Origin of the sequence: Pseudomonas sp. GM80, from assembly GCF_000282515.1 — a bacterium.
In the GTDB taxonomy this organism is placed as follows: Bacteria; Pseudomonadota; Gammaproteobacteria; order Pseudomonadales; family Pseudomonadaceae; genus Aquipseudomonas.
Genome location: NZ_AKJD01000006.1, coordinates 24,864 through 40,299 on the forward strand (window position 1 = coordinate 24,864; position 15,436 = coordinate 40,299).

The following is a 15,436-nucleotide window of genomic DNA, read 5'->3' on the forward strand; positions in this document are numbered from 1 at the left end:
ATTAAATTAAATAAATTTCGAAAACTTCGCCGTTTCCGGCCAAACGCACGCCTGTTTGATCCGCAGCAGTAATGACGCTGCGCGCTGATTTAATTCGAGCTAAGTTTTCGATTGCCTCATCAGAAACCATGTCATCGAAATGAGTGACCAAGGAGTCGTCCGCAAGAGTTCCGTCAGCCACAAGTCTCGCCGTTAGGTTTTTCATTTGAGCTTTAGCGGCTTTACCCGAAAGCACACATTTTTTGTGGTCAACACCGAGCAGAAACAATTCCTCGATCTTTCGGAGGTCGTTGTTGCGTACGTTATTAAGCATAAGGGCCATCCTTGACTAGCGGTTTCAGTCAGGGTAGCAATTGCGCGCGGACGAACGCTAGCGGTTCTAGTTTTTTCATCTGAGAAAGAGTCAGCGGCGCAAAGTTGCGATCGAGCTGCAGCTCTGCGAAGCGTTCGATGCTCAGTCCTCCTTCGCGAAACAGCTTTGCACGCACGGGCCCGATCGCAACGTCCTGGAACGAAGCTGGCTGCTGCTGAAGCCAGTGGTAATAGTCGAGGCTCGCACTGACCTGCCCTGCGCCACTTGCACCAACCGAAGCTCGGGTAGCACCCTTGGCGAACATATCGCTGAGCTTGGTCAGAAGGACGAACGTGGTCCGGCAATTCGGATGAAACGGCGGGCGGGGGCCAGAGTCGACCGGGAACCGTCGCTTATCCATCGACCGACACTGCTGGCTGGTCTTGCTGTCAAGCGTGGCGACCATCTCAACCTCGGACACGATGTCCGTGTTGGCCTTGGCCACTTCCATGCGCGCCTGAGACGATACATGCTGGATCGCGGTGTGCACGACCGTGCTGGCATTGCGGTTGGTGGTGGCGAGAATGCCGTCCTTGTAGCCGGCCGACTTCGTGCCGCGGATGTTGCGGATGATCTGGAAGTTCGTTTGCCCTTCAAAGAAGCCCTGCCGGATCGTGCCGTTGACGCGCTCGCGCTCGGCACTGGTCCAACCCTGGATGAACGACTTCAGCAGCTTGCCGCCGCCGGTGCCGCGCACACTGAGGGGATTCGTCAGTACCGCAATCCTGATCGCAGCTGCCGTCGGCACGACAACATCCAAAGCGACGCCGATCGGCGCCAACCTGGCCAAGCTCGACGCCTCAAACTCAGCCTCGTAGTTGGCGATGTCGATCAGGTCGAGATTCAGTTGCGCGCGGTACCGGTCGAAGATACCCAGCAGCAGACTGTCGACCTCTTTCAGCAGCGCCTCCAGCCGCTTCACGTTGTACTCGGTCAGATCCGATTGAGTGAGCCTGTCGCGAATAGAGCGGTCGATCTCCTTCAGGAAGGGGGCGAACTTGCCGGCCTCCCCTGCCTTCAGCTTTTCGAGGAAGACCGCGTGCCGAATCGTGGCGTCAAGGATTGCTTGGTTTGCCGCCATCTACTTTGTCCTCGTCATCCAGACCCAAGCCGTCACCCTGCTCTGCCAGCTCACCATCGATTTGCTTATCAGTGCGTTCCGGCGCGATCAGGCCCAACTTGCGCAGGTACGCCCGAAGATCCGCTTTCGCAAATCCACCGTTCTGCCAGAGGCCGACCAGTGCAGTGATCATTTGTGGATCGGCCGTCAACTCCACGAACTCTTGGTTGATCTGATAAGCAACCTTCGCGTCGTCGACGCCCATGTAGGTGCAGCACCACATGATCGCCCGGGTGTACGCCTCGCTGACGTTGGCCACGCAGCCGGCGAGCACCGACGTCGATGCGGACTGATCACCACGGGCTTCGGTCGCAGTCTTGGACGAGAGAGAGGCCACGACCATCCGCGCGCCGAGCTCGATCATCATCTGGTTCTTGTCGGCCATGGCCTCCTTCACCAGTGTGTTCGGCAATGGCTGGGCGTAACCAAACTGGCCGCCGGCTGGGAGCATCATCGGGGCGCGGGAGCCGACGTAAACGCCGTTCTTCTCCATCCAGTCGCGCCACTGCTCATCCAGCCCGGATATCCACGGCTGAGCCTGGCCACACCAGAAAACGCTGTCTTCATAGTCGGCGCTGTTTCGGTAATGGCCCAGGTTGATCATGGCGATGTCGTACAGCGGAGACTCATCGATGCTCGGATCGTTGTTTTGCGCGCCGACGAAGGTAAACGGGATTTCTTTTAATCGTCCGTTGCCACCTGATGGCCTGAACTCCTCAACTACCGCCAGGGGCCCGCCGCCCTTTGGCCCAGAGCGACGCCAAACTCGGCAGACAAAGCCGCCATCCTCGAGCGCAAGTTCGCGATACTGCTCAATCACCTTGAAACCAAAACCGTCTTCGATCTCGGGCGATTCGCGCAGCACCACCAAGGTCAGCACGCTGTGGCCGTTAACCATTCCCGTGCGCCAATTGATGATCTCCTCGGCACAGTACGAGAGGATCACAGAGTGGCCTCCGGCGCCGTCGTCTTGGTGATAGTCGACGTATAGACCGTGCCGCCCGGCCTCAAGCACCTTTTCGAGTGTGCCCTGCGAGTGCTGGTAGATGCTCACGCCGGAACCGTTGGCGTTGTCCTGCAAGTACTCCATCTTCTTGGCGACCGTCAACGTCGGGTCTTTGTGAAATGCCAAACCGAGCAAGCCATTGCGCGTGTGACCGGTGGCGTTCTTGAAAACCGCCCGTTCGCGATAGGCCTTGTTTCGGTCTACGTTCTCCGGCGACTTGTCGTGAGCATTGATGTACGGAAGCCGGTCGACAACTCGATGCTGGCCAGCGCAGACATCGCGAACAGTCGACCAGCGATCCAATGCTTCGATGTAATCTGCCCGTTTGAAGGAGACGTCGTTGCTCATCGGGCGTATCCCATTTTGATGGCGGTGACCGGTTTGATGATCGGGTACTCGCGGTGAATGAAGTAACCGCCGCCGTCGTTGGCGTGGTCGTTGCCTTGGCTCTTATCCGGCTCGCCGTTCGGCGCCCAGATCTGCTGTTCCAACCCATCGGCGTAGCTCGGGCATGTAAACGGGTTGACCAGGTACCGCCGCTCGCCCTGCGCGTTGCAGAACATGGCGTTCATGGCGTTGATTCGGTCCTTCACCGGTGGGTTGGCCGCCGGGGCGATGACAGTGAAGCCTGCCTGCTTGAGCATGGCGATATCGGTGAGGCTGGCATTAACTGACTTACGCGAATCGCCGGAGGCGTCCGGGTAGATCCGGATCTCGCAGGTCTTTCTGAAGTCGTTGCCGGTGTGTTCCCAGTAGCGTTCCTTGATCCGGCGGATCATGTCTGGCGTGTCGTAGCCATCCATCAACTCGTCCACGGCGCGCGGCAGGCCCTGATCGCGTTTGACGTGAGTGATCGCCGCCATCTTCCCGACGTTGAAGTCCATGCCGATGAACAACGGCTCACCGTGCTGCACAGTGTCGAAGCACTGGTTCAGCTTGCGGTCGTAGGCGTGGTAGATAGATCCGGACGTCAGGTTGACGAACTGGCCATTCAGGTACGCGCGGATCAACTGCTCTGGGTACGACTCCATCAGCGAGGCAATGTAGTCGTCCGGAAGGTTCAGCTCGTTGTCGAAAGTGCTGGCCTGGATAAGGCCATACATCTCCTTCAGCGCTGGCTTGTCGCGCAACTGCTTCACGAACTGGAGGAAGACGAACTTGAAGCCTTCCGGCGTCGTGGTCACGTCCACGCCGTTTTTGAGCCCGGGAAGGTTGTAACGCATCCGAGCAATAATCTTGCGCCAAGCCTGCTGCGCCTTGATCGACGTCAGCACATCCAGCTCATCCACCAAGGCGTGACCGATCTTGAAGCCGACGATTGTTTGCGGCTTCTCCATGGACCGGCAAATCACAGTGCCGCGAAATTGCCGGCCGCTGTAAATGTGAACCTCATGGTTCGCCTGGTTGATCTTGGTCTTCAGCCCCCAGTCGTAGGCCACCTCCTCCATCGTGGGATAGAAGATGTCGCGGATCTGCGGATAGGTCGGCGCGAAATACCCAGCGTTGACGCCGGGCCACTCCATGAAATGCTTGCTGAGCGCTGAGCATCCGACCCAGGTCTTCCCGGAGCCGAACCCAGCAACGAATGCGCGAAACTTGTGGGGCAAGAGGAGGAACTGCGACTGCGGAACGTTAAGGCTCGGCATTCGGCTTCCTCGCGTCCACTACGTCGACCTGAATGCGCGTCGGGATCGCCGGCTCATCGTCGAGCTCGTCCTTCCGGTTGCGGTTGACGTAGACGTCTCCCACTTCCTTGGCCGCCTGCTCGAGGATCTGCATCGCGAGGCCGATGTTCTTCATCGTCTCGGCCCGCTCGACGAACCGGTTCATGGCGCGCAGCCGGAATGCTCGGTTCGCGATCGGGATCTCTGCCGTTTCCTCGCGGAAGCGCTTGCGGGTATCTTCAAACACCGCTTTCCACTTCACGCCAAGGTCACGGCCAGCGTGTTTCGTTGGGTCGTACTGCTCGCACTGTTGGCGAGACACCTCGACGCCGAATGTTTCCTTGACCGCCTGCACTACCTGAGTCGGCGTATCAAAGCAGGCCAACGCCTGCACTATGTAGCGCTTCACCTCATCTTTCAGGGCTGCCATATGGGTTAATTCCGTCAAGGTCCTGTCAAGGATCAGGCCGACTTGAGCAGACAGGTTCCGCAGGCCCTCGATATGTTCATTTTCCCCACCTCAGCAGGATTGTTTGCAGCGTCCACCAACGCTTGGACTTCAGGGCTCGCCCCATACCGACGCACCACACCGACGAACTCTTCAACGTCGTGTCCGCGCATCTCAAGCTTGGGCAATCCTTCTGGGGTGAACTTGGGTGCGCCGTACTGATCGGTCGCTTGGGCTATGTGATACAGCTCATGCTCGACCAGTGCACAGAAGTCAGCGTCGGAACACTGGGCGCAGTAGTCAGCCGCCAGAGTGATGATGTAGGCCGGCACGTCGCCGAACCAGTCCATCATCTGCTGTTCCATCCGAGCCTTCTGCCAGCCACCCGCACGGAGCGCGACCTGCTCAGCCTGGCCTACCACCGTGCGCCCCTTCTTCGTGAAGGCAGCAGACGCCCACATCACTCGAATGTCCGCATCGATCAGATGGGCATGCTCTTCGTTGTGGATGCTGCCACCATCGGCAATGATCTCGCGGGATACCCATTCCCAGACATCTGGCGCTGGGGCAACGGCCAAGAAAATTGAATCAATCAGGATGGCAGGCGGGAGTGGCCGATTCATAGCTGTGCGCTTACGGTTGAAATGTTAAGGATTACCCCCATTAAGAATCCTCCTATCTCAAGCAGGCACCGCTGTGATGAACGATGAAAATATACAGGGACTGATCGTGTCGTATGTTGCTGCGAAACTGGCAATTGACCAAGAACACAAAATCTCAGAATTCAAGCTTGAACTTGCAAAAAAAGATCATGAGACGGCCTGGGAAGAATTGAGCGCAGCGGGGTTCTCTGGCAGGGTCAGGATCGGCAATGCCGTGGCGCTTAGGCCGCAAGACTTCCGTGCTCTTTTAAGCGGCGGCCCCTCAGACACGTTGATTATGATCAATCTCGTTGAGATAAAGTCTGTTGAAGTTCAGTGCGCAAAGATTCTTGACCGATACCTCTCCCGTTTCCAGTAGCGATACATCGACCCCTAAAGCCACATGCGTGTCGTTTCCGCTCCTACAGATCTCACTCGCGACGGATCAGACGAACGGATGAGCTGGTGCCATCGAGCGAGCGAACTACATGAAACCCCGCTGGAGTTTGGTCTTGGCCAACGCCAGCAGTCGCGGGTCAAGGCCTTCAATCTGGCCGATCTTCTTGCTCAGTTCCCAGGCATCAGCTTCCATAGCCTTGATTGAGTTCATGCTATTGGTTTCAGACTGACTCAGGTCGGGATAGCCGGTGGTTTTCTTGGGCTGGTCATCTATGCCGCTCTCCTCGTAGCGTATCGCGACGCAATTTGCTTATTCCCGAAACCTGTCGCAGATCAATCTACTTTCAAAATTCGAGCGACATTTCCCTTCGCCCTGAACACCAATAATGCAGCAAGAAAATAAAATGCGGTGTTGAACCAAGATGCGTCGGGCACCTCCCCGCGAAGGATGATGCGACCAACCAGGCTAACGAACTGCATACCGGTGACAGAGCAAGCGGCCCAAGCCATTAGCGACATGCAAAACTTGTAGCGCGTGTCTGGGAACGGCCGGTAGCGCAAGCCAATCATGAAGAAGATTGCCGCGCAAAACGCAGCTTGAAATATCGCGGACATTTAACCCTCCTTTCCGGCGAGCCGGCTGAGGAACCACTGGAGCCAACGAGGCATATCGCCGGTCTGCATCCATTCGATAACACTCGCCAGTAACACGACGCAGAAGGCGCCGCATAGAAATGCGCTGAAGCCTGATGTCTTAGTCCAAGCCCAGCCCATGACTTCAGCAGATCCGAAATAGCCGCCGATCCAGCCTGCAAACAAATAACCAACGCGGCGCCAAGACGTAATGTCCTTCGCGAACACGACATAGAAAAAAGCCCCACCAAAAGCCCCAACCAATGCGGCTAGGTCAATTGTAGGAAAGGCAGCACCCAGACTCACGCTGCCAAGTACGCCGGCTACTGCCAGGGCACCGGTACTCGGTTCGGCCATGGGGTACTCCAAAAAAGAGAAGGTCCCGCATCATTGCGGGACCTCGTGGATAATTAATCAGAAAACGAAGAGATTACTGATTAGTTGCGGCGACCAAAAACAGGTCGCGAACATAGTCGTTGCGGTCTTCGCCGATCTTGGTTCGATGAGACTCTACGGCGGCAGTAGACCAATCACGCCGAGCGATCGCCGCCATCAGTGAAGGAAACTTCTGCTGAAGCTTGCTAGCGCCCAAGTTGTAATACATATCGTGGATTGCAATTCGTGCAGCCGACGGAAATTCCCCAAAGCCGGGAAATACTCGACTAAGTCCGGAGAAATCACTGACTACGAGCGACTGGAGTTTCGAGTCGATGAAATCGCCCTGAAGATAGAGTTCTGTGAAATCTTCGTACCAGTCAGCTGTGTGTTTGATGTCCTTATCGTACTTCGAGGAGATAAGTCGCCATTCAGCACGCTTCTGCTCCTCGGTCGCAGGATTATCGTCCAAGTCCACGAACGGGTATCCGGCCGCGGCGTCTTCGTTACGAAGTAAAAAGCCTACCCCCGTCGTTACGTTTCCCTCTGAGTCCACATACATGAAGTCTTTTTCGCCTTCATGATTTTTCAGCGCAGGAAGCATGCTCTCAAGCTCGGCGGTAGTGAATGCCACTGACTTGTCTTCCAGCGGGAAATCCACTTTGAGCATCGCCTCGATCCTACCTGCTCCCGAAACCGGCACCGCAATTTCGATTCGGCACTCGAGATTACGATTTACCGTACTTTTGAGAACGGCTACGTAAGACCCTTGGCGCCGCGTAGGCATAGTGATGGAAAAACCAGCACCAGAGTAAACACCGCTTTCTTTGGTATCGACGTAGGCGCCGGATTCGTCCTGCACTCTCAAGCTGTAAGACTTCGTGAAGAGCGGTACGGCATCCTGCAGCAAAACAACTGCGACAGTTGTGTTATCACTCTCCGGCCCTTTAGAGCCTGAAATCTCAGAAACCGAGAAGTTGATAGCCGTACGCGCATCAAGCTGCATGGTGGTGTTGCCCACCTTGGTACCCAAGGCAAACACGCCGCTTACGGCGCTGGCGTAATCCCTATCCTGGAATGCACTGAAAGTAAGAGGCTGACTCCCGATTGCGACCTCTACACCATTCGGCGTACCGCTATAGGAAAAGCTAGCTCCACAGATATTTTCATCTGTACTTTTGATCGGCTTGGTAATTAGTTTCATACGTTATTTCCCCTAAGCGAATGGGTGAAACCGAGCAGTAATTGCTGGTTCCGTTTCGCTCAAAGGCGATAAAAGAGGTTCTCGACCTTCAGAATCTTGAAACGAAAAAGCCCCGATCAATATCGAGGCCTTGAAATGAGTGCGAGACTCCTCGCATATAAGAGGGTCGCCCAGACAGGCACGACCCTTTTGTTACTCCTGCCTTATCTGCGCAGGGCGAGCCTTGGCAATAAGCCGTCAGCTCGTGTGGGAGCGATCAGAACTCCCAGCCGATATGGCCGTAGGTTGGGTATGGCGCGGTACCGTTATGTTCAGGACTGGTGGTATCGGGGTAGTAAACCTTGCGTCGACGCACAGTCGGCGTGTAGCCAAAACGAGCCCAAACCGGGCTTTCCTGAATAATCGACAAATTGCCATTTGGCTGTAGACGCAGAGTAGCGCCAGGATGGCCGCCGGTACCTGCCTGCCAGAGCGGTACGTCATTCGCCGCGTACACCACGAAATTACCATCCGCCTGAAAAACGGCCTTAACTGCACCCTTATTCTGGGTGTAGCTAGCCCAGCGAACACTCCAGTTCGGCCCGTAGTTCACAACGTTGCCGTCACCTTGAAAGATCAGTGCACCATCGCCACAGAAGTAAGGCATTCCCATCTGTAGCTCGGCCGGGCCTCCGATCAGAACTGCACCGGAAGTCGGATCAAGCGGAATGGACGGAGTGCCATTCCAAATCGCCTGAGAATCAATCAGCACGATGTTACCGTCGTCCTGCAACGACATATGAGTTCGGTTCCACTGATCCTCGCTGGTGAACGTCGAGTTGTTTGTCAGCCAGGTACGGCCCCGAGTCGGATCATCGAGAAACGCGCCATATTGAACGTAGAGTTGCACCGGCACCTTGTAGCGCAACGGTACGGTGGAGGAGTAAGGCGTAGCTTCGTTGGCGACCCAAACCACTACACCATTGTCCTGCAACGCCAGGTTGCCGTCGGCTTGAAGCAACAGCTTGAAACGGCCGTTTGGCGAAAGAAGGAACTGCCCTGCAGACATTGTTTGATAAGCAGGGAGAATCGAAGTACCGCTGCGTTGAAACGGAGTACGTGTACGTCCAGCCATGTTGTTCACCTATTGAGTCGAATGAATTGTCGCGGAGGATTCCGCTTTCATGTCGCTCAAAGGCGATAGTTTTGAAGCTCGAGGCTTTCTTCCTGAAAAAAGGCAGATTAGGACCTTCGCTCAGTCAAATCAGTTAAACCAAAATTCGCATTGAGTCGCCTAGCCCTTAGAGCGGAGCGACACTGACCTTGTCGATAAAGGCAAAGTGAGCATTTGGATTTTGATCGTTCCAGAAGCTCAGAGTGGTTTGAGGCGTGGTTGCAGTGAAGTCGTAGGTCTTGGTTTCCCAGACAGTTGCATTACTGGTCGCGACAGGGGTGTCGAAGCTGGTCGTTTGTCCGGCAACCTTGACGTTGATGATGCCGTTGCCACTGCGATTCACATACGTGGAGTTACCGGCGCTGAAGGTCAAACGGTAACGGGCGCCAACAACAGTGTTGATGTTCTGTTGAATGCCGCCGCCATTCAGATAGGTGTAGTTGGCGAGGTCAACGCTCATCGAACCATCTGCGGCCGCGGAGTTGCCGATCGCAGCATTGACGTTAATGTATTCAACGCCAGACAGAAAGGTCGTCCAGCCAGTGACGAAGTCGGCCTGGGCAGGAGTATTGAGGATGCAGTCGTTGCTGCAGCCAGGGGATTCAAAGCTGCCGTTTACTACCAGCTCTGCGCCGAAGGCGGCGCTACCCGATGCGAGCAAAGCAGCAGCCAATGCGACCGGAGCAAAACCGTTTTTGATTGCTTTCATTTTTGTACCTATAGAGTCGAATGATTTGTCGCGGAGTGCTCCGCTTTCATGTCGCTCAAAGGCGATCGCTCGAGGCTCATGGCCTTCTCATGATTCAACGTCCCGCATCGGGAACATTTGATCTGGAGCTCGGTAAACTCACCCACGCGGGCGAGAAGTCTGTTGCATTTTCCACATCTGCATTCTTTCAACATCTGCAAGTCCGTTTGATTTTCTGCTAGGCTCCGTCCCGCTCGCGCGAGCAGTGAGGGCCTTGGCTGGCTTGCAGGCTCTATCTGCGATCCGGCGTCTCTTTTGGGTGTTAGCGCACCCTCTGGAGTCGCCCTCTCTTTTTCCGCGCGCATAAAAAAGCCCCGAAGATATCGGGGCTTTTTGCTTTCTGGCGGACATAAAAAAACCGGCTTGCTGGCCGGTTTTAAAGTAACTTGCCGAAGGCAAAATACTAACTATGGGGAAATGATGCCCTCAGCCGTGCGGGAAGTCAAGCGGCCTCTTTCATCTTGTAAATCACTCCGCCGATTGGACTCAATGCTCGGGCGTCGATGTCGGAGCAGGCTTCGAAACAAAGCTGCACGAATGGCTCCCAATCACGTCCCCAGGCTGCAGATGTAAGCTCGACGCCGTACTCCCCTTTCATCCAGGCTCGGAACTGCTCAGGCTTGATCAGCGGATCAGCATTGGCCGATTGCCCACCCTGATGCATGTAGCGATAGCGGCGAAAAACACCCTTGGCGACATACTCGGCCCGCTCCCGCTTGCTAGCGGTCATGCGCGCTACTCGGGAACATGCCAAGTTAAATACCGCGCCTTCGGCCTCCTCCCTATCGTCATCCGTCGGCTCAGCCGCATACATTGCATTGCCGAAAGCCCGCAATTGAAAGTGAAGCCGTGCGATAGCCGACTGAATGTGACCGGCCAGCACCGCGTGCATCGCAGGGTTCGCCGTCGGGCCTCGCTCAGTGCTCTGTACCACTACACCCAATTCGGCAGCATCAGAAGTCTGGCCCGGGGCCGGGTTGTAGTTGCAGTCGTGCCAAGCTTGGCGCGCGGAATGGATTTTCATGCTGCCGTCCTCTTCAGTTCCCTTGTTTTCGCCCTGTATTCGGCCTTGATATTTTTGATTTCTTCGACGGTGTACTTGCGGGGCTCATGAGGCCCTTCCAGCCAAATAACTGTTTCGGCTCCGATGCGCTGCACCAACCGGATGCGGTACTCGACCGCGTTGCCGGACAGGTTGCGGTTGCACTTCACGCACTGGCGGTGAATGTTCAGCGGCTCGAAGCGCAGCTCTGGACAGGCACCGACGGATCGGTAATGGCCAGCGTCCCAACGGCTGCCTGTTATCAGGTCGTTATCGTTCGGCATCGAGTCGCAGCTGATGCATGGCAAGTGCGCGTCACGCAGGCGGACGTACTCGTTCACGGCGGCCTGAGCTTCCCGCAGGTGCTCCGCCCTGCTCTTCAGCTTTTCCTTGCGGACCTGAATATCTCGGCGGTCACTCTGGGCGATGGCCTTGCGGGCTTTGTCATGATTCTTCGGCGCATCGATCAAGGCGCATGCCGGGCTGCAAACCGCCTGCCCCATACGCGATGGGACGAATGAGGCCCTACAAGTAGAAACGCGGCATTTCTTCGGTTTTGGCTGCTTCCGTTCAATCGTCATGCAGCCTCCTGGCTCAGCAGATCATCGAAGTACACGCCCTCTGGAGCGAAGCGCGCCACAATGCGATCGGTGTAGGCGATGCCCTGGGCGCGGCTGAAGAGGCTGGTCACTGGGAAGCCGTCCGGGCCGAAGAGTTTGCAGCCGCCCATCATGGCCAGCTTCGTCTCGTACGCAAGGTGGCGCATGACGCGGTACCACTCAGCCTGAAACCCGGCGTCCTCGTTCAGCAGGATCTGCACTCCGACGTGCAACTTGCAGTACCGGCGGGCGTCGGCCTCATCGCCGATCTGAGTCATCTCGGCAATCCGCTTGTACATCGCGAACCACAGCCGGTTCTGGTCGAGCGTGCGGTCCTTTCCCGGGCGCAGCGATACGACGACGAACTTCTTTTCGCGGTACATAGTGCTTAGCTTGGTGATGGCTTCGGAGAGCTTGGCCTGACAGTTCACGGAGATTTTGTCAGCCATGGGTGGCCACCTTGTTCGGCAATCCGTTGATCTGCTCGCCGAGTTGCTGTGTCAGCCGTTCGTTTTCAGCCAGCAGCTCCAGTGCAACCTCCTCTACCGTCCTTTCACCGAGAAACTCATGTAACGCCTCGAGGTTTTGTGTCCACTCTGGGCTACCAGTCCGGTATGCACCAACTTCAGCCCACAGCAGCTTCTGGAGTTTTTGTTTGTCGATGGTCATTGAGCCGCTCTCCTTGCTTCCAATTGTTCGGCCTGCTGAATGAGCAGCGCCCGGCGATCCGCCAGCTCATTGGCTGCCAGAATTCGCAGTTCTGTTTTTTCTTCGTCCGATGCTTGGCGCATGGCGAGCATCGAATCCTTTACCGCGGCGAGCTTCTCGCGCAGTTTTGGCGAAGGCCGTGCAGACTCACCGGTCAGCAGCGCAACGACCGCCCGGCCGTCTTCTGTAACCGGCACGACACTCAAGTCGGCCAAGTACTGCTGAGCGCGCTCCTGAGGGATTCGCTGCATCTGCACGGCCTTGGTGATCGCCTGGGTGCGGCGGTTGGCGTCGAAGCCGACCGACACGTGCCAATTGACGTTTTTGTTGTCCTCCCGAGCCTGCCCCACCAAGCGCTCGTAGGCGCTGTTGAACGCCATGCGCGCACCGACCTTGTCGCCGGCCTCGAGAATCGGTTTTGCGGCAGCCAGCGCGAGCTGGATCTCGTCGGTCAGCACCACCGTTTCGAACTCGTCGTTTGTGGTCATGGCGATCGCCCATGCTTCGTCTTTGCCCGGACGACCGTCAGCGGCCTGCACGCGCTGGAGAATGTCAGCCATGGCCAGCTTGCCCTTCACCTCGAAACGGCAGGCCTTCAGCGCGGCTTTCACGGTGGGCACTGAATAAGCGCAGAGGTCTTCCGCCATCATCGCCGCGGTGCCTGGGTTCATTTCCTGACCCATGGCCTCGGCGGTGGCGCAGATCGCTGCAGCTAGCCCGGCAACCTGTTGGTCATTCATTTCAAAGGTATTCATTGCGCTCCCCTGCTTGGCGCTTGGCCAAGACCATTTGCGCGGCCTGCTCGGCGGCGGAGACGTTAGCATCGGTCCGTTCCATCTGGCGTGCTGTCGTGCCGTTGATGCGCTGACCGGTCACCCACTGGGTGTGGTAGCTCTCGGCGTTGGCCAGCAGTTCGTTGAGGCTGTGGCACTTGCGCAGGACAGCGGCATCGCTGATTTTCAGGTAGTGCGCGGCGACGTGATGAGCGACATCGGCGCCAAGGCGGTCGACCAGTTGGCCAAGCTGGCCACCGACCTTAGCGTTCCACACCGGCCAAGCACCGTGGTAGCGCTTGCGGTAGGCCATGGCGTAGTTCGCCCAGACCTTGAAGGTTTTGCAGGATTGGTCTTTGGGGCCAGGCATGTCGGCGGGAATCTCGACCCGTGGCGCATCGGTGCGATCAACCACCAGCACCAAACCGCAGGGCCGAGACGGCACGACCTCGGCGGGAGCCGGGGTTGCAACAGGTTCAATGACCGGTTCATTGACTGATTCAGAAGAGTGACTGGTTCTGGGTGCAGCTCCTGCACTACCCCCTAGTGCAGGAGATTCACTAGGGGGTGAACCTGCTACACCACCCTGGTGAATCTGCTGCACTACCCCTGGTGCAGGAGGTGCACCACCATCAAGGGTCAGGAAGTAAACATTCGACGAATTGCCCTTCGGTCCACCCTTCCTGATTTCCTTGCGCAGCAGTCCCGACTCACACAGCGCGGTGATATGGTTCATGACAGACCGCTTGCTGATTTCGCACTGATCGGCGATGTGCTGGTAGGACGGCCAGCACTCACCGATATCGCTGGCATTGTCTGCGAGTTTGATGAGTACCAGCTTGCGCAGGGGATTGCCGACGCGAAGTTTCATTGCGGCAACCATCAGGCCCATGCTCATGCTGCACCACGCAGTGCTTTGTCGTGAGTGAACAAGCCGTCCCAGTTTTTCTTCATAGGCAGTGCGCCGGCCAGGTACAGGTCGTACAGACGCACCGCGCCCTTCTTGAGCAAGATCGGCGTGAAGGCAATGAACGGTTCTTTGCCATGGGGAGTGACTTCGTTCTGATGCTCGGTCATGTACTTGTCGCGGGCGTAGGACGCCACACGGAAGCGCAGACCGGATTGGCTTTCGTTGTAGAGCCAGTTGCGGCCTTGCAGGTACTTACCCACCTGCATGACGTTGATCCCATTGAGGCCTTTGCAGAATTGGGTATGCGTCATTCCCTCCTTGAACAAGTTCTCCATGGAGTGGATTTTCGATGCCTGGGCTTCGACCTGGATGGTCAACTGCAGACGCTGCTGTTCCGCCTCGAAGGCAATCTGGATGAGATCCATGCGGGAGAGTTCGCGGGGCTGGGCGATCTGCCCTTCCAGCACCTGCCAGCGGTCAACGAGCGCCGCAGTGAATTCAGGACTTAGCTGGGCGACCACGACGAAGCTGTCGCGCTTGCCGATGCTGTATTGCTTGAGTAGAAGCGGTCCGGGGCCGGTGTTTGGTACTTCCTCAAAATGAGGAAGTCCGATAGCACCCCGATCGTGCAGCGTTTCAATGGTTCGCATCACATTGTCATGTCGCTTATCGACCAGCTCGGCAATCTCGCGGGACGACATGGTGGTACGCGACACGTTTTCAGAACTCGAAAAACGTGTCGCGACGTTGTCGGGGATGTTGCTGGAATTGGTTTGGCTCTGCATAATCGGCCCTCTCTAGTTTTGCGAATCAGCCGACCTTCTCCGTCGGCTTTTTTGTGCCTTGGATTCAGGCGGCTTTAACCGAGGCATCCATCACGTCGAGGCTCTGCCGAACGTGGTTGATCTCTTGGCGAATGAGGGATTTTTCGAAAGCACTGACGTGGTTGTCGTCCAGTGCTTGGTGAACCGCGATGGTGAGATCGGCGACTTCCTTGCCGACGTTGATCAGCGACTTGGTCAGCGCCTGTGGCTCTGGCGGCGCCTTGGATATCAGGTCGAAGCCGAACTCATTCGCCAAGGCCTGCAGCGGGCGCATGTCACCGGTATGCAGCAATATCCCGAACAGATGCTCCACGGTCAGGTGGTGAGCGTCGTTGTCAGGATTGGCGCGCTGAAGCAGGCTGACGTGTGGAACGCCCATCTTCCCCGCCAGAGTTTTTGCTTCGTTGTCCAGCACAGCGCTCTGGCAGGCCCGGAGAAAATCTTCCATTCGTAAAACCTCAAATTTGTTTCCGTGGTGCCCTGCCAGTGCGTGGGCGAGAATTTGATCAGTGAGTTGGCGGCGCTTGCTTCAGGCCGCGGCTCGCTTCGGGCGCGCTGGTATCGGACGAATCTCGTTCGCCTCAATACGCCCATCGTTGTGAAGGGTGATTTCGATGCTTCTGCCGGCTCGAACCATTTGCGAAATCGCGCTTTGGTTCACGCCGAGAGCAGCTGCAAGCGCGGCTTGAGTGCCGTGCTCTTCTAGGTATTTGCTCAAAGGAATCTTTTTCATGGAATTTCCACGGCTCGTTATCTGCCATGAATAGTAGCAGCGCTGCTTTTTATCAGCAACAAAATACTAGCAGTGCTATTTGCCGGAATATCAGTTCTGCTAAT

At 56.6% G+C, this 15,436-nt stretch carries 23 protein-coding genes; 1 reads left to right on the top strand and 22 read right to left on the bottom strand.

Features of this window, described 5'->3' with window-relative positions:
- Nucleotide 1: 1 nt before the first annotated feature.
- From PMI37_RS00430 to PMI37_RS00455, 6 genes are read right to left on the bottom strand one after another with little or no spacing between them, the layout of a single operon-like run.
- Nucleotides 2–313, bottom strand: coding sequence for a hypothetical protein (locus PMI37_RS00430; RefSeq protein ID WP_008076961.1), 312 nt, complete (start codon nucleotides 311–313; stop codon nucleotides 2–4).
- Nucleotides 314–341: 28 nt separating this feature from the next.
- Complete coding sequence (locus PMI37_RS00435) at nucleotides 342–1,433, bottom strand: minor capsid protein (protein ID WP_008076963.1); 1,092 nt, start codon at nucleotides 1,431–1,433, stop codon at nucleotides 342–344.
- Nucleotides 1,408–2,826, bottom strand: a complete 1,419-nt coding sequence (locus PMI37_RS00440; RefSeq protein ID WP_008076965.1) for a DUF4055 domain-containing protein — start codon at nucleotides 2,824–2,826, stop codon at nucleotides 1,408–1,410. Before PMI37_RS00440 ends, PMI37_RS00435 begins: the two co-directional genes overlap by 26 nt.
- Nucleotides 2,823–4,124, bottom strand: coding sequence for a terminase large subunit domain-containing protein (locus tag PMI37_RS00445; protein ID WP_008076967.1), 1,302 nt, complete (start codon nucleotides 4,122–4,124; stop codon nucleotides 2,823–2,825). Before PMI37_RS00445 ends, PMI37_RS00440 begins: the two co-directional genes overlap by 4 nt.
- Nucleotides 4,111–4,572: a DUF2280 domain-containing protein gene (locus PMI37_RS00450; RefSeq protein WP_008076969.1), complete on the bottom strand. Its 462-nt coding sequence runs from the start codon at nucleotides 4,570–4,572 to the stop codon at nucleotides 4,111–4,113. The genes PMI37_RS00445 and PMI37_RS00450 overlap by 14 nt, the downstream gene beginning before the upstream one ends.
- A gap of 32 nt (nucleotides 4,573–4,604) precedes the next feature.
- Nucleotides 4,605–5,213, bottom strand: coding sequence for a putative metallopeptidase (locus PMI37_RS00455; RefSeq protein WP_008076972.1), 609 nt, complete (start codon nucleotides 5,211–5,213; stop codon nucleotides 4,605–4,607).
- Nucleotides 5,214–5,289: 76 nt separating this feature from the next.
- Between PMI37_RS00455 and PMI37_RS00460 the strand changes: the two genes are divergently transcribed.
- A complete protein-coding gene (locus PMI37_RS00460) occupies nucleotides 5,290–5,610 on the top strand; it encodes a hypothetical protein (RefSeq protein WP_008076974.1) in 321 nt (106 codons plus the stop codon).
- A 105-nt stretch (nucleotides 5,611–5,715) separates the two neighbouring features.
- Here PMI37_RS00460 and PMI37_RS00465 read toward each other — a convergent pair whose 3' ends face one another.
- The 16 genes from PMI37_RS00465 to PMI37_RS00535 form a co-directional block, all read right to left on the bottom strand.
- Complete coding sequence (locus PMI37_RS00465) at nucleotides 5,716–5,904, bottom strand: Acb2/Tad1 domain-containing protein (protein ID WP_045122885.1); 189 nt, start codon at nucleotides 5,902–5,904, stop codon at nucleotides 5,716–5,718.
- A 59-nt stretch (nucleotides 5,905–5,963) separates the two neighbouring features.
- Nucleotides 5,964–6,245, bottom strand: a complete 282-nt coding sequence (locus PMI37_RS00470; protein ID WP_008076976.1) for a phage holin family protein — start codon at nucleotides 6,243–6,245, stop codon at nucleotides 5,964–5,966.
- Nucleotides 6,246–6,620 (bottom strand): putative holin, encoded by a 375-nt coding sequence (locus tag PMI37_RS00475; protein WP_008076979.1) that lies wholly within the window; start codon nucleotides 6,618–6,620, stop codon nucleotides 6,246–6,248. It abuts the gene before it with no gap.
- Between the two features lie 73 nt (nucleotides 6,621–6,693).
- Entirely contained in the window at nucleotides 6,694–7,842 is a 1,149-nt protein-coding gene (locus tag PMI37_RS00480) for a hypothetical protein (protein ID WP_008076982.1), read from the bottom strand.
- Between the two features lie 256 nt (nucleotides 7,843–8,098).
- Nucleotides 8,099–8,956 carry a putidacin L1 family lectin-like bacteriocin gene (locus tag PMI37_RS00485; protein WP_008076984.1) on the bottom strand — a complete coding sequence of 286 codons (858 nt, stop codon included), beginning with the start codon at nucleotides 8,954–8,956 and terminating at the stop codon, nucleotides 8,099–8,101.
- A gap of 166 nt (nucleotides 8,957–9,122) precedes the next feature.
- On the bottom strand, nucleotides 9,123–9,704 hold the full coding sequence (locus tag PMI37_RS00490; RefSeq protein WP_008076986.1) for a DUF642 domain-containing protein: 582 nt from the start codon (nucleotides 9,702–9,704) through the stop codon (nucleotides 9,123–9,125).
- A gap of 8 nt (nucleotides 9,705–9,712) precedes the next feature.
- On the bottom strand, nucleotides 9,713–9,904 hold the full coding sequence (locus tag PMI37_RS31025; protein WP_081500478.1) for a Com family DNA-binding transcriptional regulator: 192 nt from the start codon (nucleotides 9,902–9,904) through the stop codon (nucleotides 9,713–9,715).
- A gap of 281 nt (nucleotides 9,905–10,185) precedes the next feature.
- On the bottom strand, nucleotides 10,186–10,767 hold the full coding sequence (locus PMI37_RS00495) for a hypothetical protein (protein WP_008076988.1): 582 nt from the start codon (nucleotides 10,765–10,767) through the stop codon (nucleotides 10,186–10,188).
- On the bottom strand, nucleotides 10,764–11,366 hold the full coding sequence (locus PMI37_RS00500) for a recombination protein NinG (RefSeq protein ID WP_008076989.1): 603 nt from the start codon (nucleotides 11,364–11,366) through the stop codon (nucleotides 10,764–10,766). Before PMI37_RS00500 ends, PMI37_RS00495 begins: the two co-directional genes overlap by 4 nt.
- The gene (locus tag PMI37_RS00505) at nucleotides 11,363–11,833 is read right to left on the bottom strand and encodes a hypothetical protein (protein WP_008076992.1); all 471 of its coding nucleotides are present in this window, start codon (nucleotides 11,831–11,833) and stop codon (nucleotides 11,363–11,365) included. Before PMI37_RS00505 ends, PMI37_RS00500 begins: the two co-directional genes overlap by 4 nt.
- Nucleotides 11,826–12,053 (bottom strand): hypothetical protein, encoded by a 228-nt coding sequence (locus PMI37_RS00510; RefSeq protein WP_008076994.1) that lies wholly within the window; start codon nucleotides 12,051–12,053, stop codon nucleotides 11,826–11,828. Before PMI37_RS00510 ends, PMI37_RS00505 begins: the two co-directional genes overlap by 8 nt.
- Entirely contained in the window at nucleotides 12,050–12,847 is a 798-nt protein-coding gene (locus PMI37_RS00515; protein WP_008076996.1) for a hypothetical protein, read from the bottom strand. The genes PMI37_RS00510 and PMI37_RS00515 overlap by 4 nt, the downstream gene beginning before the upstream one ends.
- Nucleotides 12,834–13,763, bottom strand: a complete 930-nt coding sequence (locus PMI37_RS00520) for a helix-turn-helix domain-containing protein (protein ID WP_045122886.1) — start codon at nucleotides 13,761–13,763, stop codon at nucleotides 12,834–12,836. The genes PMI37_RS00515 and PMI37_RS00520 overlap by 14 nt, the downstream gene beginning before the upstream one ends.
- On the bottom strand, nucleotides 13,760–14,560 hold the full coding sequence (locus PMI37_RS00525; RefSeq protein WP_008077001.1) for a Rha family transcriptional regulator: 801 nt from the start codon (nucleotides 14,558–14,560) through the stop codon (nucleotides 13,760–13,762). The genes PMI37_RS00520 and PMI37_RS00525 overlap by 4 nt, the downstream gene beginning before the upstream one ends.
- Before the next feature lie 64 nt (nucleotides 14,561–14,624).
- The gene (locus tag PMI37_RS00530) at nucleotides 14,625–15,047 is read right to left on the bottom strand and encodes a phage regulatory CII family protein (protein ID WP_008077004.1); all 423 of its coding nucleotides are present in this window, start codon (nucleotides 15,045–15,047) and stop codon (nucleotides 14,625–14,627) included.
- Between the two features lie 81 nt (nucleotides 15,048–15,128).
- Complete coding sequence (locus PMI37_RS00535) at nucleotides 15,129–15,332, bottom strand: Cro/CI family transcriptional regulator (RefSeq protein WP_008077006.1); 204 nt, start codon at nucleotides 15,330–15,332, stop codon at nucleotides 15,129–15,131.
- Nucleotides 15,333–15,436: the final 104 nt, after the last annotated feature.